General features: G+C 72.4%; 14 protein-coding genes. 8 read left to right on the forward strand and 6 right to left on the reverse strand.

Annotated elements, in window-relative coordinates:
• Positions 1-338: 338 nt before the first annotated feature.
• Both H504_RS0121910 and H504_RS0121915 read right to left on the reverse strand, forming a co-directional pair.
• Positions 339-761 (reverse strand): MarR family winged helix-turn-helix transcriptional regulator, encoded by a 423-nt coding sequence (locus tag H504_RS0121910; protein ID WP_026424529.1) that lies wholly within the window; start codon positions 759-761, stop codon positions 339-341.
• A gap of 19 nt (positions 762-780) precedes the next feature.
• Positions 781-1,779 carry a PHP domain-containing protein gene (locus H504_RS0121915; RefSeq protein ID WP_026424530.1) on the reverse strand — a complete coding sequence of 333 codons (999 nt, stop codon included), beginning with the start codon at positions 1,777-1,779 and terminating at the stop codon, positions 781-783.
• Positions 1,780-1,877: 98 nt separating this feature from the next.
• On the opposite strand from H504_RS0121915, the gene H504_RS36305 reads away from it, so the two are divergent.
• Both H504_RS36305 and H504_RS0121925 read left to right on the forward strand, forming a co-directional pair.
• On the forward strand, positions 1,878-3,881 hold the full coding sequence (locus H504_RS36305; protein WP_035305307.1) for an acyl-CoA dehydrogenase family protein: 2,004 nt from the start codon (positions 1,878-1,880) through the stop codon (positions 3,879-3,881).
• A 131-nt stretch (positions 3,882-4,012) separates the two neighbouring features.
• A complete protein-coding gene (locus H504_RS0121925; protein WP_026424531.1) occupies positions 4,013-4,414 on the forward strand; it encodes a DUF3040 domain-containing protein in 402 nt (133 codons plus the stop codon).
• Between the two features lie 730 nt (positions 4,415-5,144).
• Here H504_RS0121925 and H504_RS0121930 read toward each other — a convergent pair.
• The 3 genes from H504_RS0121930 to H504_RS36310 are packed head-to-tail and all read right to left on the reverse strand — an operon-like array spanning position 5,145 to position 9,938.
• On the reverse strand, positions 5,145-7,541 hold the full coding sequence (locus H504_RS0121930) for a transglutaminase TgpA family protein (protein WP_026424532.1): 2,397 nt from the start codon (positions 7,539-7,541) through the stop codon (positions 5,145-5,147).
• Positions 7,538-8,803, reverse strand: a complete 1,266-nt coding sequence (locus H504_RS0121935; RefSeq protein WP_026424533.1) for a DUF58 domain-containing protein — start codon at positions 8,801-8,803, stop codon at positions 7,538-7,540. The genes H504_RS0121930 and H504_RS0121935 overlap by 4 nt, the downstream gene beginning before the upstream one ends.
• A 10-nt stretch (positions 8,804-8,813) precedes the next feature.
• On the reverse strand, positions 8,814-9,938 hold the full coding sequence (locus H504_RS36310; RefSeq protein ID WP_026424534.1) for an AAA family ATPase: 1,125 nt from the start codon (positions 9,936-9,938) through the stop codon (positions 8,814-8,816).
• Positions 9,939-10,714: 776 nt separating this feature from the next.
• On the opposite strand from H504_RS36310, the gene mraZ reads away from it, so the two are divergent.
• Positions 10,715-11,146, forward strand: coding sequence for a division/cell wall cluster transcriptional repressor MraZ (gene mraZ / locus H504_RS0121950; RefSeq protein ID WP_026424535.1), 432 nt, complete (start codon positions 10,715-10,717; stop codon positions 11,144-11,146).
• A gap of 537 nt (positions 11,147-11,683) precedes the next feature.
• Positions 11,684-12,664, forward strand: coding sequence for a 16S rRNA (cytosine(1402)-N(4))-methyltransferase RsmH (gene rsmH / locus H504_RS0121960; RefSeq protein WP_051386119.1), 981 nt, complete (start codon positions 11,684-11,686; stop codon positions 12,662-12,664).
• Between the two features lie 118 nt (positions 12,665-12,782).
• On the opposite strand, the gene H504_RS41495 is transcribed toward rsmH, so the two are convergent.
• Positions 12,783-13,034, reverse strand: coding sequence for a hypothetical protein (locus H504_RS41495; protein ID WP_157440560.1), 252 nt, complete (start codon positions 13,032-13,034; stop codon positions 12,783-12,785).
• 580 nt (positions 13,035-13,614) lie between these two features.
• On the opposite strand from H504_RS41495, the gene ftsL reads away from it, so the two are divergent.
• From ftsL to H504_RS0121980, 4 genes are all read left to right on the forward strand, one after another.
• Entirely contained in the window at positions 13,615-14,379 is a 765-nt protein-coding gene (gene ftsL, locus H504_RS38905; protein WP_051386120.1) for a cell division protein FtsL, read from the forward strand.
• Positions 14,380-14,683: 304 nt separating this feature from the next.
• Positions 14,684-14,983: a hypothetical protein gene (locus H504_RS41500; RefSeq protein ID WP_157440561.1), complete on the forward strand. Its 300-nt coding sequence runs from the start codon at positions 14,684-14,686 to the stop codon at positions 14,981-14,983.
• Positions 14,984-15,136: 153 nt separating this feature from the next.
• Positions 15,137-15,442 (forward strand): hypothetical protein, encoded by a 306-nt coding sequence (locus tag H504_RS36325; RefSeq protein WP_157440562.1) that lies wholly within the window; start codon positions 15,137-15,139, stop codon positions 15,440-15,442.
• Positions 15,443-15,609: 167 nt separating this feature from the next.
• Positions 15,610-17,466: a peptidoglycan D,D-transpeptidase FtsI family protein gene (locus H504_RS0121980; RefSeq protein ID WP_026424540.1), complete on the forward strand. Its 1,857-nt coding sequence runs from the start codon at positions 15,610-15,612 to the stop codon at positions 17,464-17,466.
• Positions 17,467-17,476 lie beyond the last annotated feature (10 nt).

Raw genomic sequence — 17,476 nt, forward strand, 5'->3', positions numbered from 1 at the left:
CCGGCCCGTCGACGAAGGCCGCCAGCCCACCCCGCGCACCCAAAACAAACCTCCGGCCCATCGACGAAGCGCCACTCTCGCACCGCGCGCCTCGAAACCCGCCGATACCAACCGCCCGCTGGGGTGAAGTTGTTTTGTTTGGGGGGAGCGGTGGCCTAAGCCGGCTGGCGGGTAAGGCCACGTCTTTCCAGTGGCCCCGCCTTTTAGCCTTACCCAGGCCACCGCTAGGGGCCCCAAACAAAACAACTTCACCCCAGCGGGCACAGCCCGCAAAATCTGGCGCGATCCAGCGGCGTCGCCGCCAGGCGACAAGCAGTCCCCCGAGGCCCAGTGCCCCCTCACACCCCTCCCCGCCCCGCCACCGCGCTGAACTCCCGCAACCCATACAACAACGCCCCCCGCCCCTCCTCCGTCATCCCCGCCAATACCTCCCCCAAATCATCCCGCCGCGCCCCCCGCAACCTCTCCAAAAACTCCCTCCCCGCCACAGTCAACACAATCTCCACCTCCCGCCGATCCGCCACCCCCGCCCGCCGCACCAACAACCCCGCCCCCTGCAACCGATCACACAACCGACTCGTTGACGACGGAATCGTCCCCAACTCAGCCGTCAACCGCGTCAGGTTCACCGGTTCCAACGACGCCACGAAGTGCAACGCCCGCAACTGCATCGGCGGTACTTTCGGGTACACCGCCGTATTCGCCCGCGTCAGCACCAACCCCAGCGCCCGCGCCGCTTCCTCGATCTCAGCGACCTCCATGGGCCCACTGTGGCACGGCTCAGGCCCGGTCCAGCAACCCGTCCGCCCCGCGCGTGTTGATCACCCGGTCCGCCTCGATCCCGCACTCCTCCGCGCGTTCGCACCCGTACGGCTGCCAGTCCAGTTGCCCCGGCGCGTGCGCGTCCGTGTTGATCGCGAAGTCGCACCCGAGCGCGTGGGCCTGGCGCAGCAACCGGCGCGGCGGGTCCAGCCGCTCCGGCCGCGAGTTGATCTCCACGGCGACCCCGTACGCCGCGCACGCCGAGAACACCGCCGCCGCGTCGAACTCCGATTCCGGCCGGCCGCGCCCGGTGACCAGCCGACCCGTGCAGTGGCCCAGGATGTCCACGTGCGGGTTCGCGACGGCGGTCAGCATCCGCTCGGTCATCTCGGCCGCGGGCATCCGCAGCTTCGAGTGCACGCTGGCCACCACGACGTCCAGCCCCGCCAGCAACTCCTCCTCCTGGTTCAGTGACCCGTCCAGCAGGATGTCGACCTCGATCCCGGTGAGGATCAGGAACGGCGCCAGTTCCACGTTCAGCTCCGCGACCTCCTCGAGTTGTCGCCGCAGCCGGTCCGCGCTGAGGCCGTTGGCGACCCGCAGGCGGGGGGAGTGGTCGGTCAGCACCAGGTACTCGTGGCCGAGCGCGATCGCGGCCTCCGCCATCTCCCGGATCGGGCTCCCGCCGTCCGACCAGTCGGAGTGCGTGTGGCAGTCGCCGCGCAACGCGGCCCGCAGCGCGGCGCCCCCGGCGACCGGACCTGCTTGCTGCGCCAACAACTTCGTCAGGTAGCCCGGCTCGCCACCGGCGACCGCCTCGGCGATCACCAGCGCCGTCGTGTCACCGATGCCCGGCAGTTGCTTCAGCGTTCCCGCGGCCGCCCGCTCGGCCACCTCGGTCGCGGGGAGGTCCGCGATCCGGGCCGCGGCGCGTCGGAACGCGCGCACCTTCTGCGTCGGCTCACCGGCGCGCTCCAGGAACAGCGCGATCTGCTTCAACGCGGCAACGGGGTCCACACACCATGGGTATCCCACCGCGCCCCGTCGCGCACGGTCGGCGCGGCCGTCCCGCCCGGATTAGCGTCGGGGCTGCCCGTCTCCCGAGGAGGATCCCCATGCCCGTCCCGGCCATCCGGCCCGCCGACCCCACCGCTCTGACCGACCTGCTCGACGGCCGCTGGGGCCACGTCCGCCGCGACGCTCGGGCCAGGATGGCCGCGTTGCCCTCGCCCGCGACCTACGACCTGAGCACCGAGCGGCACCGCGAGCAGGTGTTCGCCGAACTGCGCGAGCTCGCCAAGTCCGGCTATCCCCGGGTCGGTTTCCCCGTCGAGTACGGCGGCCAGGGCGACCCCGGCGCGACGCTGACGTCGTTCGAGATGCTCGGCTTCGGCGACCTGTCGCTCATGGTCAAGGCGGGTGTCCAGTGGGGACTGTTCGGCGGCGCGGTCGAGGCCCTGGGCACCGCCCACCACCACGACCGCTACCTGCGCGAGATCATGGACCTCGACCTGCCCGGCTGCTTCGCGATGACCGAGACCGGCCACGGGTCCGACGTGCAGCACTTGCGCACCACCGCCACCTACGACCCGTCGACCCGCGAGTTCGTCGTGCACACCCCGCACGAGGCGGCCCGCAAGGAGTACATCGGCAACGCCGCCCGCGACGGCCGGATCGCGGTCGTGTTCGCCCAACTGGTCGTCGGCGGTCGAAGCCGTGGCGTGCACGCCCTCCTCGTCCCGTTGCGCGACGGGAACGGCGAGGTGCTGCCCGGTGTCCGCATTGAGGACTGTGGGCGCAAAGCCGGGCTCAACGGCGTCGACAACGGCCGCGTCTGGTTCGACCAGGTCCGCGTCCCACGCGAGGCCCTGCTCAACCGCTACGGCGACGTCACCGAGGACGGCCGCTACACCAGTCCCGTCGAGGGCGACTCGCGCCGGTTCTTCACCATGCTCGGCACCCTCATCCGCGGCCGGATCAGCGTCGCGGGCGCGGCGGGCAGCGCCACCAAGAGCGCCCTGGCCATCGCCGTCCGCTACGCCCTGGTGCGCCGCCAGTTCGGCCGCCCCGACGGCGGCGACGAGGTCGTCCTCCTCGACTACCGCGCCCACCAGCGCAAACTCCTACCCGCGCTGGCCACCAGCTACGCGCTGCACTTCGCCCAGGAAGAACTCGTCACCACACTGCACGAACTCGGCGGCACCCAGCCCGACGACCGTCGCCAGCGCGAACTCGAGTCCCGCGCCGCCGGGCTCAAGGCCGCCACCACCTGGCACGCCACCCACACCATCCAGACCTGCCGCGAGGCGTGCGGCGGCGCCGGGTACCTCGCCGAGAACCGGCTGCCGCAGTTGAAAGCCGACACCGACGTGTTCACCACGTTCGAAGGCGACAACACCGTGCTGTACCAACTCGTCGCCAAGGGCCTGCTCACCGGCTACCAGCAGCACCTGCACGAACTCGGCAGCGTCGGCATGGCCCGGTTCATCGCCGACCAGTTCGTCGGCACCGTCATCGAGCGCACCGCCGCCCGCTCCCTGATCGAACGCCTCACCGCCGCCGTCACCCGCGACGACGACACCGACCTGCTCGACCGCGGCTGGCACCTGCGGCTGTTCGAGGACCGCGAGAAACACGTCCTGGACACCCTCGCCCGCAGGCTCCGCCGCGCGGGCGACCCCGGCGCCGACGCCTTCGAGGTGTTCAACTCCGCCCAAGACCACGTCCTGCGCGCCGCCCGGGTCCACGTCGAACGGATCGTCCTGGAGGCTTTCGTCGCCGCCGTCGACCGCTGCCCCGACCCGGACACCGCCGCCCTCCTCGGCCGGGTCTGCGACCTCCACGTGCTCAGCACCGTCGAATCCGACCTCGCCTGGTTCCTCGGCCACGGCAGGCTCAGCGGCACCCGCGCGAAAGCCGTCACCGCCACCGTCAACGAACTCTGCCGCGCCCTCCGCCCACACGCGCTCACCCTCGTCGACGCGTTCGCCATCCCCGACTCGGTGATCGCCGCCCCCATCGCGCTGGGCGCCGAGCGTGACCGCCAGGACGCGCAGCGCGTCCAGGAGGCCGCCGGACTACCCCGGAAGGAGGACACCGGGGCCGCCGTCACGTCGTGATCCGGGATCGGGTAGTCGCGGGGGGAAACGCCCCGTATCCTGGAGGCGACACCTCCACCGAGGGGTGCCCGCCGGGTCCGGCGGTAACCGACCGCCCGGCGCCCGCGACCGCTGTGCCGGAGGAGGAACGTATGCCACTCTCCGAGCACGAGCAGCGACTGCTCGACCAGATCGAGCGCGCGCTCTACGCCGAGGATCCCAAGTTCGCCTCCACCGTCCGAGGTGCCCGCCTGCGCAAGCCGTCCCGGCGGCGCAGGCTGCAAGGCGTCGCCCTGTTCGTCCTGGGTGTCGCGCTCCTCGTGTTCGGTGTGATGCTGCCGGTCAAACCGGCTGGTATCCCCGTGGTGAGCCTGCTCGGCTTCCTGGTGATGTTCGTCGGTGCTCTGCTGACGTTGACGGCCCTGCGCCAGGGCGGCTCCGACCCGGAGCCAGGTCCGGAGTCCCCCGGCGGCGGCGCCACCGCCCACCGCCGAAGCTCGTTCTCCCAACGCATGGAGGAGCGCTTCAAGAAGCGCTTCGACGAAGAGCGTTAACACCCCTCAGCAGGTCCCCCACACTGGCCGAGCGCCGAACCCACCCAGGGTCTCGGCGCACTGCCATGTTTGGGCCCCTTCCGGCCCACCCCTCCCGCCATTCGACCGACCGTGATCCGGCCGGTTCCCTGCCCGCGCGCCCCATGATCACCTGGCTGCTTGCTCGCCCCGTGACCGCTCGGTCTGGCGCCCGCGCGCCCATGATCACCTGGTGGCGTGGCTTGCGTCCGGGACCGTCTGGTCCTGTGCCCGCGCGCCATGATCCCCAGCCCCTCGTTCGCGCTCGCGACCATTCGGCCCCACACTCACGCGCTCATTGCCCAAGCTCACCCGGCTTGGTCCCAGCCCGCCCGACCCCTGATTCCACCCGTTCCAGCGCTTGCCATCCCCCCACCCCCGAGCCAGGCCAGACCCCACCCACCCGGGGGCTGGTCGCCCATTCCTGACGATAGCGAACGCCGCGACTTGTCAAGTGGGGCACGGGGTCGGCTGTGGACAGCCGGACACCGTGTGGACAACCGGCGGGCACCTCGAAGACCGTCGTGCTCGGTGCCCGCGGCCGCGGCGAGCCTGCGGGTCTGGCGAGCAAGGTGTCGTCGTGCAGCAGGGCGGCGGGGCGGGTCATCGGGATCGCACACCGGCTCCGGGCACCCGAGCGTTGATCACGGGCGGTGGGCCGATGCCGAACTCGCTTCCGCGACCGTGTGTCCGAGACGTTCGATGATGGGGGTTATTCCGGTGGTTTGGAGCGGCGGCGGGGGGTCATGACGGAGCGGGGGAGGAGGCGGCCGCGCCAGTCGAGGGGGGAGGTGCGGCGCATGCCGCGCACCACCTCGTCGAACGCGCGCGCCAGTTCCGGGTCGTGTTCCGCGTGGCCGCCGTACCAGGAGCGTTCGACCGAATTGACCACGGTGCGCAGGGCTTGTTTGCCGCCGTCGTCCAGGCTGTGTTCCTTGGCGAGGCGGCGGGCGGCGGTGCGGACGGTGTCGGTGTCGGTCGGGTCGGCGCCGCGGTCCCAGGACTCGGCCATGAGTTCGGTCCAGGCGGCGGTGGCCGCGGTGGGTTCGTGGCCGGTGAGGGCGTGCAGGTGTTGTCGTCGACGCCAGCCGCGGATGGTGGCCGGGATGGCGACCAGGGCGGCGAGAATCAACAGGGCGCTCAGCCACCACGACACCAGTGACAGCAGGAACACCGCCGCGAGGAACCCGGCCGCGGTGGCCAACGGTCTCGCGACGCGCAAGCGTCCCGCGGCCATCAACCCGCCGAGCACCAACGCGACCAGCGTGAGCCCCAGGCCGACCCATGCCGTCCACGGCCACGACTCATCGCTCGCGCCTTGGGCGGCTTGGCCGGGCTTCTGCTGGCTCGGGTCGGGGCGTTCGCTGCGGGGGGCCGCGCTCGTGCTGGCCGTGCCCGACGGCACCTTCTCCTGCGTGACCCCGGCGGACGGGCTGGCGCTGGCACCGGCGCTCGCGTACGGCGGCTCGTAGGCGCGGCCGTCGGCGAGGGGGGTCGGGTCGAACGTGGTCCAGCCGTGGTCGGGGAAGAAGACCTCGACCCACGCGTGCGCGTCCTGGGTGGTGATCGACCGGTAGTCACCGGACAGGAAACCCGCCGTGTAGCCGATCGCGACCCGGGACGGGATGCCCGCCGCCCGCGCCAGGATCGCCATCGCCGAGGCGTACTGCTCGCAGAAGCCGACCTTGGAGGTGAACAGGAAGTCCTCGAGGGCGCTCTCGTCGCTGGCCAGGTTGGTCTGCGTCTTGTAGCGGAACCCGTTCGACGGGGCGAAGTACTTCTGCAGCGCGATCGTCTTGTCGAACATGGTCGGCGCGTCGCTGGTGAGTTGCCGGGCCAGTTGCACGACCTTCGGGTCGATGCCGTCGGCGGACAGGTACGTCCGATCGATCTCGCTGAAGTCGGTGCCCGCGCCGCGCAGGTCGTCGGCGGTGGGCTGGCTCAGGTCGGCGTCCTCGACGTACTTGTCGAGCTTGCGCATGGTGTGCGCGAACACCATGCCGCCCGCCTGGTCGTAGAACATGTCGTCGGGCAGGTCCTGCAGGTCGCGCGGGATGCCGTAGACGGGGGCCCACAGGTCCTTGTAGTTGATCGGCTCGATCTCGATCCGGCTGAGGGCCTGGGTGCCGCCCGCGTCGCCCGGCGCGGGCGGCAGGGTGGAGCCCGCGGGCACGTTGTTGGGCAGGGCGTCCGCGGCGACCCAGCCGCCGTCGCGCTCGTACCGGGGGAGCGTCATCGCGCGCAGGTAGCGGGTCTGGTTGCCCAGGCCCCGCACCCGCAGCAGTTCGACGTTGCTGCCCTGGTCCAGCATGCCGCGCAGCTTCGTGAACGGCTTCAACGCCAACCCACCGCCGCCCTCACCGCCGCCACCGCCACCCGGGAGGCTGCCGACGGTGCCAATACCGGTGATCACGCTGCCCGCCACCAGACCCAGTGCCAACGCGACCGACACCATCGCCACCGGGGAACCGAACCCGGCGCCGGTGCTCGGTAGCGCGGGCCGGTTGCGCCACAACCGGTGCCGGTGCGTGCCGTCGACCGCGAGCAACACCGCGAACGACCCCGCGCCCAGCACGAACGACCACCACGGCAACATCGCGTCGGCCAACGACGCCGGGACCGCGTACACGCACAGCAGCACCAACCCGCACGCGGCGGGCGTACCGGCGGCCACGGCCAGCGTGTCGACCAGCACCGCGACCAACCCGATCGCGATCACCACCAGGCACAGCACCGGCCTCGTGTCCGGCACCGGCGGCACACCCGTGCGCACCGCCTCCACCGAGTCGGCCAGCACCGAACCCAGGTCGTTGAACGCCTGCGGCCCCGGGATGATCCCCAGGACCCCGCTGTCGGTGAACAGCGCCACCAACAGGAACAGCAGCGACGCCAACTGCGCCAAACCCACCAGCAGCGTCGAAGTCCGCAGCGCCCGCAGCCCCAACCCGACCGCGGTCACCACGATCACCGCGATCCCGGCGTGCCCGAACCACCGCACCCCGGAGATCACCCCGGACAACGCCGTCGACGCGCACAACGTGGTCACCGCCGCCACCACCGGCGTGACGGTCGTCGACCACTGCGCCTGCGCGGACGCCTGCTCGCTCATGACCCGGCTCCCGCGATCATCGTGTCTCCCCGGCGGGACCCGCTGTGGCAGACGGCGCTCCACACCTGTGTCATCGGGACGTCCGGGCGGGCCACCGTGACCCGCCAGCCCGCGCCGGTCAGCAGGGCGGCCGTGGCCTGGGGGTCGACGTCGTGGCCCTCGCCGGAGCCCCAGGCCCGGGTGTCCAGGAGGACGGCGATGCTGCGCGTGCCGCGGGTGCGGTACCGGATCAACCGGCTCACCGACTCCGGGGTCGCCGCGCCCAGTACCGCGATCAACTCCTGGCCGTGGCCGGGGTCGGCGGGGCAGGAGATGTCCGGCTGGTGCACCGGTTGCAGCGCGGCCAGCGCGTCGAGGACCGCGGTGTCGCTGTGCCCGCCGTCGCCGACGTCGCTGACCAGGACACCGCCGGTCTCGGTGACCAGGCGGATCTGGTGGCCGTGGCGGTGCAGGTGCAGGCAGGCGCTGGCGGCGAAGGAGACCGCCCACTCCAGGCTCGACCCGGCCCCGCTGCCGCGGTGCCCGGCCACCCGCCGGTCCAGCAGCACGGTGGTACCGCCCCGCCAGGGGCTCTCCTCCACCCGCACCATCATCTCGTCCCGCTTGGCGGTCGAGCGCCAGTGCACCTTCCGCAGGTCGTCGCCCTGCCGGTACGGCCGGACCACCGCGTCGTCCTCGCCCTGGCCCGCGTTGAGCCGCACCGAACCGTCGTCGCCCGAGCCCAACCCGGACCCGCCGGGCACCCCGACCAGCCGCACCACCCGCGGCACCACCACCAACCGGGACGACCCGGCCAGTTCGCGTTCGAACTCGGCCAGCCCGAACGGGTCGGTCACCGTGGCCTTCAGCGGGCCGATCTGCTGGATGCCGCGCAGCGTCGGCTGCAGCGTGTACCGCAGTTGCGTCCCGGTGTGCCGGGGCAGGTGCTCGATCAGGAACCGCGGCTTGCCGCCGAGCGCGTACGGCACCCCGTCGGACACCAGCAGGCCGACCGTGGGCAACCTGCCCGTGCTCCGCACCGCCAGCACCACCTCGGCCCGGCCGCCCACCGGGACCCGCACCGGGGAGATGTGCCGCTGCGCGGACAACCCCACCCTGGTGACGGCGGTGAACCCGCACACGATCAACGGCAACGCGACCACGAACACCGATACGCGCAGCAGGTCGCGCTCGTTCAGCACGACCGAGCACAGCGCGGCGGCGAGGCCTGCCGCGAGCAGGCACCGTCCCCGGGTGGTCAGACCCGACAGGGCACCGCGCATCCGAGACCCCCTAGCGGCCGCGTGCCGAGGACCACGGGGCCCCCGAGCCCGGGTCCGGCGACGCCTGCGGCACCGGCACCCGCTGCAGCAGGCCGCGGATCAGCTCGGCGGGGGAGCGGCGGGACGCCTGCGCCTCCGGGGTCAGCACCAGTCGGTGCGCCAGCACCGGGATCGCCACCACGTGCAGGTCGTCGGGCACCACGAAGTCCCGACCGGACAGCGCCGCCTGCGCCCTGGCCGCGCGCACCAGGTGCAGCGTCGACCGCGGCGAGGCGCCGATCCGGATCTCCGAGAGCCGCCGGGTCGCCGACACGAGCTCCACCGCGTACCGGCGCACCTCCTGCGCGATCTGCACCGTCCGCACCGCCTCGATCAGCCCGCGCACCTGGTCGCCGTCGGACACCGGGCGCAGTGTCGCCCACACGTCGTGGCCCGCGTGCTCGTCGACCATGGCCAGCTCGGCCTGCGGGTCGGGGTAGCCGATCGAGACCCGCGCGGTGAACCGGTCCCGCTGCGCCTCGGGGAGGGCGTAGGTGCCCTCCATCTCGATCGGGTTCTGGGTGGCGATCACCATGAACGGCGAGTGCAGCGGGTAGGTGTTCCCGTCCACCGTGACCTGGTGCTCCTCCATGCACTCGAGCAGGGCGGACTGGGTCTTCGGCGACGCCCGGTTGATCTCGTCGCCGACCACGATGTTGGCGAACACCGGGCCGGGCCGGAACTCGAACTCGTTGGTCTGCCGGTTGAAGATCGACACGCCGGTGACGTCGCTGGGCAGCAGGTCCGGGGTGAACTGGATCCGGCTCACCGGGCAGTCGATGGACCGGGCCAGCGCCTTGGCCAGCGACGTCTTGCCCACCCCCGGCACGTCCTCGACCAGCAGGTGCCCCTCGGCCAGCAACGTGACCAGCGCGATCCGCACCACCTCGGGCTTGCCGACCAGCACCCGCTCCACGTTCTGCGCGATCCGCTGCGCCGTGGCGTGCAGGTCGTCGAACCGGCCGGGCTGGCGCGGCGGCTGCGGCGGTTCCACCGGGGCCGTGGGGTAGGCACCGTGCTGCCCCGCGAACGGCTCGCCACCCGGTGCTGGGTAGTGGTTGCCCGGCAGGGCGGCATGCGGGGTGGGTGACGTCACGCGACCTCCTGGTGTTCCTCGGCGGCTGCCCGTTGCCCGGCGGCCCGGTCGGGGCCGTGGCCGGGCTCGGCGCGGGCGGACATCGCCGACCCGGCGGACGAACTCGGGAGCCTGCCATGGAGTGTGTCAAACGAGGGCGAAGTACCCAACGGTTCGACCCGTCCGACCGCCGCCGGTCGCCGCCCCGGCCGATCTTGCCAGGACAGCCCGCGGACGCCATCACCGGTGTTCGTTCCGATTTTCGCGCTGCCCACGCCGTTCAGACGCTCGGGGCACCCGATTTGGTTGATCTTCGTTCGCCCGCGCGCGGCGCCCGCCCGCCCGCCACTCGACGGGACCGGGTTCGTGGGTCGATCGGCGTGGCCGGTTGGTCCGGATGGTCCCGGCCCGTCCGATCCGCCGTCACCTGATCGCGGTGACACTGGGTGATTGACCGGCGACGCCGCGAGCGCCACCCGAACGGGTGAGTTCCGCGGGTGCCGCGCCGTCCCCCACCGCCACCCACCCGGATCCCCCACCGTGCCCCACACCTGCGCCTGACATGCGGTTCGCGCTCGTCGACCCGCCCGTTTTGCCCGATCTTCCGAGGCGGGTCCAGGGCCGCCCCGCCGATCCGCCCCCCACCGCCCCCCATGGCGCCCCCACCGGCTCTAGCTGGGAAAACACCCCGAACCCGGTCGGGAATCCCGTGCGATTCGCGTTGACTGTGGTGAAAAGTGGGGTACTGTGGCGCCAAGTGGGGCAGACGGGGGTCCCATCGGGAGGTGGGCGTCGGGATGTTCCTCGGCACGCACACCCCGAAGCTCGACGACAAGGGGCGGCTCACACTGCCCGCCAAGTTCCGGGAAGCGCTCGCGGGTGGGTTGATGGTCACGAAGGGTCAGGATCACTGCCTCTACGTGTTCCCGCGCGCGGAATTCGAGGAGATGGCGCGCAGGGTCGCCGCGGCCCCCCTGACCAACGAGGCGGTCCGCGCCTACCAGCGGTACCTGTTCGCCGGAACCGACGAGCAGCGACCAGACGGGCAGGGGCGGGTCGCGATCGCACCGGAGCTGCGCAAGTACGCGGGGCTGACCAAGGACTGCGTGGTCATCGGCGCGATCACCAGGCTGGAAATCTGGGACGCCGAGGCGTGGCAGACCTACCTGGACGAACACGAGGACAGCTACTCCCAGGCCCGGGAGGAGGTCCTGCCCGGCGTGTTCTGACGTGAACGGCGACAGGGCGCGGGTGCCGTGAGGCCTCGGTCCGCTCGCTTTCGGCCCTGGCACACCTTCCCCGGTGCCAGGTCTGACGAGCGGGCGGGGACCTGGCGGCACCCCGCTGTCGTCTCGGGCGAGTGGTCGTTCGGACAACCCGTTGTCCACCCGAATCCCGCTCGGCCAGGTCGGTCCTTCGACCGGTGGGTCGCCCCCGGGCGGACGGTGGTCCTGGAGGTTGGTGCTGTTCGGGCGGGCTGTCGCGTGAGCGACGCGGTTCGTCGGGGAGGCAGTTGTCCTCGGCGAGACGCGGTTGTGCGGGCGCTGTGCGGCTGCTCGGGTTCAGGGCTGTTGCTCGGGCGAGGTGGTTTCGGGAGTGAGGTCGTTCCGGGCGGGCGTGGTTGTTCGGGTGGTGCGTGGTGCGGAGAGGGGTGTTGCCATGACGGCGCGGCGTGCGTCCGGGTTGGTGGGGCGCGCGGTGGGGGCGGGGTTGTCCGGTTCGTCCCCGGTCGGGTCGTTCGTGGTCAGGGTCATGGTTCGCGTGGAATGGTGTGGAGCGGGGGGCGTGTGGTGACCACCCGGCCCCGTCATGACCCGGTGTTGTTGGCGCGGGTGCTGGAGCTGCTCCGGCCCGCCTTGGCCGACCGGCCCGCTGTCCTGGTTGACGCGACCCTCGGTCTCGGCGGCCACTCCGACGCGTTGCTGTCCGAACACCCCCAGTTGACCCTGGTCGGTCTCGACCGCGACCCCAACGCGCTGGACATGTCCCGCGAGCGGTTGTCCCGCCACGGCGACCGGGTGCACCTGGTGCACACCGTCTACGACGGACTGCCCGACGCCCTGGTCGACCTGGGACTGTCCCGGGTGGACGCCGTCCTGTTCGACCTGGGCGTCTCCTCGATGCAGTTGGACGTCGCCGACCGGGGCTTCGCCTACGCTCGGGACTCCCCACTGGACATGCGGATGGACCAGACCACCGGCCGCACCGCCGCCGACGTCCTCAACGAGTACTCCGCCGCCGACCTGGCCCGCGTCCTGCGCGAGTACGGCGAGGAACGGTTCGCCGCCCGCATCGCCCGCGCCGTGGTCGCCGAACGCGAGCGGGAACCGTTCACCACCAGCGCCCGCCTGGTGGAACTGCTCTACGCCGCCGTCCCCGCCGCCTCCCGCCGCACCGGCGGCCACCCGGCGAAGCGCACCTTCCAGGCCCTGCGGATCGAGGTCAACGCCGAACTCGACGTCCTGCGCCGTGCCATCCCCGCCGCCCTGGCCGCCGTGTCGGTCGGCGGTCGCGTCGTCGTCGAGTCCTACCAGTCCCTGGAGGACCGGATCGTGAAGCGGGCCCTGACCGAGGTCGCCCGCTCCACCGCCCCGCCCGGCCTCCCGGTCGAGCTCCCCCAACACGCCCCTCGGTTCCGCCTGCTCACCCGCGGCGCCGAACTGGCCGACGAGACCGAGACCGCCGCCAACCCGCGCGCCCAGTCCGTCCGACTCCGGGCCGCCGAACGCATCCGGGAGGCCGCATGACCGCCCCACCGAGCAGCACCGGCAGGCTGCCCGCCCAGTCCCGCCGCCCGGACCCCACCCCGGACCCGGCGACCTCCACGCCCTCGGCTCACCCCGCCTCAGCTCACACTGCCTCGGCTCACGCGATCTCAACTAACGCTGCCTCGGCTCCTCCCATCTCGACTGCCTCGACCGCTATGCCTTCCGCTTCAACCGCCTCCGCGTCAACCGTCTCTGCGTCGGCTCCTTCCGTCCCCACTCCCTCCGTCTCCACCACACCGGTCGCCGCCACCGCGACCCCCACTCGTCCCCACCAGGCCGCCGACACCTCCGCGCCGCTCCCCACTCCAGACTCCGGGACCACCACGTCCCGCCAGTCCGACTCGGGCACCCGCGGCGCAGGCACCCGTGGCTCCGACGACGCCTCCCCGGCCCGTGGGGCGCGAAAGCCGCGCCGCCGCTCGCCCGGGTCGGAGGCCCGCTCCCGCCGCTCGCGGTCGGCCGAGGCGAGTACCGGCACCGAGCCCCGAACCCGCCGCCCGAGGCCCACCGACGCGGACCCCGACGGCCAGTCCACCGGCCGCGCGTCCCGCACCCGGTCAACGGACGGTTCCCGCTCCACTGACGCCGAGCGCGGCACCCGGTCGACCGCGAGCCGAGCCCGGACCGCCGATCGTGTTGCCGACCGTGACCGTTCGACCACGGCAGGCGCTCGCGCGGGCCGCTCCACCGACGATGATCGCGCGGCGCGGAGCCGGGTCGCGGCTGGTGCTCGGGGGCGCGCGGGAGCGACCGCCCGGCGTCGCGGTACATCGGTCGGCGGGCGGGCGAACCGTGGCCACGGACCGTTCGCGCGGTTGTTCGGAAGTATCGGGACCAAGCCGCGTGAGGTTGATCGGGAGAGCGATCTGCTGGACTCGCCCGCGCAGCCGCGCCGGTCGGATCGAGCGCTGCAGCGACCACGGACGGCGGTGCCCGACCGTGGCTATGTCCGGCGGTCCCAGCGTTCGCACGCCTCGTCGTCGACCGCGGTGGCGGACGCCGGGTCGGGTCGGGCGACGTTCGTCGTGCTGATCATCGCGCTCCTGGTTGTCGGGGTGGCGACCACGCTGTGGCTCACCACGCAGGCGATCGCGGACTCGTACACGTTGGAGAAGGCCAAGCAGGGAGCGGCCAGGCTGGCCGAGCAGGCCGCGAGCCTGCAGCAGGACGTGACTCAGCAGGAGGCCGCGCCCGCCCTGGCCGACCGCGCCCGCGCTCTTGGCATGGTCCCCGCGGGCGACTCGGCCTGGCTGGTTGTCAAGCCGGACGGCAGGGTCGAGGTCGTCGGCACCCCCAAACCCGCCGCCCCCGCGCCCGTCGAAGCGCCTCCGGCCACCCAGACCCCGGTGACGCCCGCGGGCGAGAACCCGACCGGGCAGACCCCGGTGGGCAACGGTGCCGAGGGGAACGCGGCCGGACCGGACGCCACCAGTCAGAACCCGGCGGGAACGCAGCCGGGCCAGCAGCAGACCAACCAGGTTCCCGGCCAGACCGGAAGCACGGACCAGGGACTCACCGGCCAGACCACGACCGGCCAGACGCCCAATGGCCAGAACACCACCGGCCAGGCCGCGAACGGTCAGCAGGCGAACGGCCAGAGTGCGAACGGCGGCACCGCCCAGCGGCAGAACCAGGGCCCGAACCAGCCGCGCATCGACACCGGTGCCACGCCACCCGCGGGTGGCGGCGGCTGATGCCCGGCCGTCGCTCGGCGACCACGATCCCGGGTCGGCCCCGGGACGGGGTTGCCGGGCCTGTCGGCCTGCGCACCCGCAGTCGGTATCGATCGCCGTCGCCGGCGCGTGAGCGGGTGATCGCACAGTCGACCCGGCAGGCGCCGTCCCGGCGCACGCGTTGTCCACAGTCGACGGACACGCTCGTGACCGGACCGGGGCTTGCTCTGGGTGGTGGTACCCGAGCGGGGCAGTGGGAGTGCTCGGGCGCGAAGTCGGCAGGGGAGTGCTGATGGTTGAGGCGGGATTGGCGGGCGGACAGTGAGTGGAACACGTGGGCAACCCGGTGGTTGGGGGAGCACCGGCGACGGCCAGGACCGCGGAGCAGGCGGGCGGGCCGGGGATGGGCGGACAGCAGGTAGGCCGAGCGCGGGCGACGGGTACCGGCGTCGGCCTGATGACGGCTGGGTGGACGGTGGTCGGCAGGCCGCCGGTGGCCGTGCCGCTGCTGCCGGACGGGCCCAGGGCGGTAACGGGGGCGGCCAAAGTCCGAGCGGTGACGCGAGCCGAGGCCGCACTGGTGGCAGTGGGAGTGGCCATGGCGGCAGTAGCGGGAGTGGCGTAGACAAAGGCAGAACCGGTGGCGGTGGCCGCACTGGTGGCGTGGGCCAGGCCCACAGCGGTGGGAGTGGCGCGGGCCAGGGCAAGAGCGGTGCCGGCCAGGGCCGTAGTGGAAGTGGCGGCCTGGGTCGCAGTGGTGTGGGCCAAGGCAGGACCGGTGGCAGTGGTGGTGGCCGCAGCGGTGGGAGTGGTGGGGGCCAAGGTAAGAGCGGTGCCGGCCAGGGCCGTGGTGGAGGCGGTGGCCTGGGGCGCGGTGGTGCGAGCCAAGGCCGGAATAGTGGGAGTGGTGTGGGCGGCCAGGGTCGCGATGGTGTCGGCCAGGGTCGCGGTGGTGGGAGTGGTGCGGGCCAAGGCCGGAGTGGTGCTGGTGGCGGTCAGGGCCGTGGTGGCGTGGGCCAGGGGCAGAGTGGTCGGAGTGGCCAGGGGCGGAGCGGTGGTGGGGGGAACGGTCAGGGGCGAGTAGGTGGCGTGCCGTTGGGGCGTGCTGGGACTGGAGCGGGGAGCCAAGGGCGGGGCGGTGGTGGGCCGCGGCGCGGTGGCGGTGGCGGTAAGCACGGGCGTCCGGCGGGCGGCGGGCACGGGGGTGCGCGACCGGGTGCGCCGTGGCGGGAAGGGGTTTCGCCGGGGCGGATGCGGCGGGTCACCAAGCGGGCGGCGGGGACGGACCACCGGGTGCGGGTTGTGGTGGTGCGGTTCGTGCTGATCGCCGCGTTGGTGGCGGCCGGGCTGAAACTGGTGCAGGTGCAGGGGTTCGAGGCGGAGGCCCTGTCGGCGCGGGCGGAGAAGCAGCGGGTGGAGCGGGTGCCGATCCCGGCGACCCGCGGGTCCATCGTGGACCGCAACGGGGTCGAGCTGGCGTTCAGCGTGGACGTGAAGGCGTTGGCCTACCGGCCGGTCGCGCAGCGTGCGGCGTTGGACGAGGCGCTCAAGAGCGGCAAGGTCAAGAACCCGGTGACCTTCGACGAGGAGACCGCGTCGATCGCGAAGGACATGGCGGACACGCTCGGGTCGCAGGTGTCCGAGCAGGACCTGTTGGCGAAGCTGCGGTCCACCAACAAGTTCGAGTACCTGGTGACCGATGTGGACCCGGCGAAGGCACGGGAGCTGCTGCAGCGGCACCCGACGCTGAACGTGGAGGACCGGTCGCGGCGGGAGTACCCGGGCGGGTCGTTGGCCTCGAACGTGCTCGGGTTCGCGAACTGGCGGACCGACGACCCGGACCAGCGCAAGCACAGCCAGCACGGGCTGTTCGGGCTGGAGATGCTGCGCGACAACGACCTCTCCGGCAAGCCGGGCAGCCAGATGGTGGAGACGGCCAGCGGCACCGACGTGGTGATCGTCGGGTCCGAGCGGGACAACCAGCCCGCGGTGAACGGCTCCGACATCCAGTTGACCATCGACGCCGACCTGCAGTACTTCGTCCAGCAGAAGGCGGCCGAGTACGCCAAGCGCAGCCAGTCGAAGAGCGTCAGCGTCGTGGTGATGGACGCGCACACCGGTGAGGTGTACGCGCTGGCCAACGACAAGACCTTCGACCCGAACCAGCCCGGTGGCCTGGACCCGAGCCTGATCAACGACCCGGCGGTGACCACGCCCTTCGAGCCGGGTTCGGTGAACAAGATCGTCACGGCGATGGCCTCGATCGAGTACGGGCTGACCACGCCGGACGAGGTGCACTCGGTGCCCGGCTCGATCCAGGTGGCCGACCGGACGGTCAACGACGCCTGGTCGCACGGGCGGATCAACCTGACCACGACCGGGATCTTCGCCAAGTCGTCCAACGTGGGCACGCTGATGCTGGCGGACAAGGTCGGCCCGGACCGGTATGCCGCGCTGCTGGACAAGTTGGGGCTGGGCAAGCGCACCGGGGTCGGCCTGCCGGGCGAGAGCCCGGGGCAGTTGCTGCCGCAGAGCCAGTGGTCGGGCAGCACGTTCGGCAACCTGCCGATCGGGCAGGGGCTGTCGATGACCGTGCTGCAGATGGCCGGGATGTACCAGACCATCGCCAACGACGGGGTGCGGGTGCCGCCGCGGATCGTGAAGGCCCGGATCGCGCCGGACGGCACGCGGGTGGACGAGCCACGCGCGGACCCGGTGCGCGTGGTCAGCGCCGACACCGCGCGCACGACGCGTGACATGTTGCGCGCCGTGGTGCAGAAGGCGCCCAACGGCAACAGCGGCACCGGCCCCGCCGCCGCGCTGACCGGCTACCAGATCTCCGGCAAGACCGGCACGGCACAGCAGTACGACCCGGCGTTGGGCCGCTACAGCGACACGAAGTACTGGATCACGTTCGCGGGCATGGTGCCCGCCGACTCGCCCCGGTTCGTGGTGGGCATGGTCTACGACACGCCCGCCTACTCCACTCCGGACGGTCACTCGGCGGCGCCGTTCTTCCACGACGTGGCCGCGTTCCTGACCCAGCGGTACAACATCCCGCTGTCGGCGGAGCCCGCGCCGATCGTGTCGCTGACCAAGCCGCAGTGACCGCGCCAGG

The sequence above is a fragment of the Actinokineospora inagensis DSM 44258 genome, from assembly GCF_000482865.1.
GTDB classification, from domain to species: domain Bacteria; phylum Actinomycetota; class Actinomycetes; order Mycobacteriales; family Pseudonocardiaceae; genus Actinokineospora; species Actinokineospora inagensis.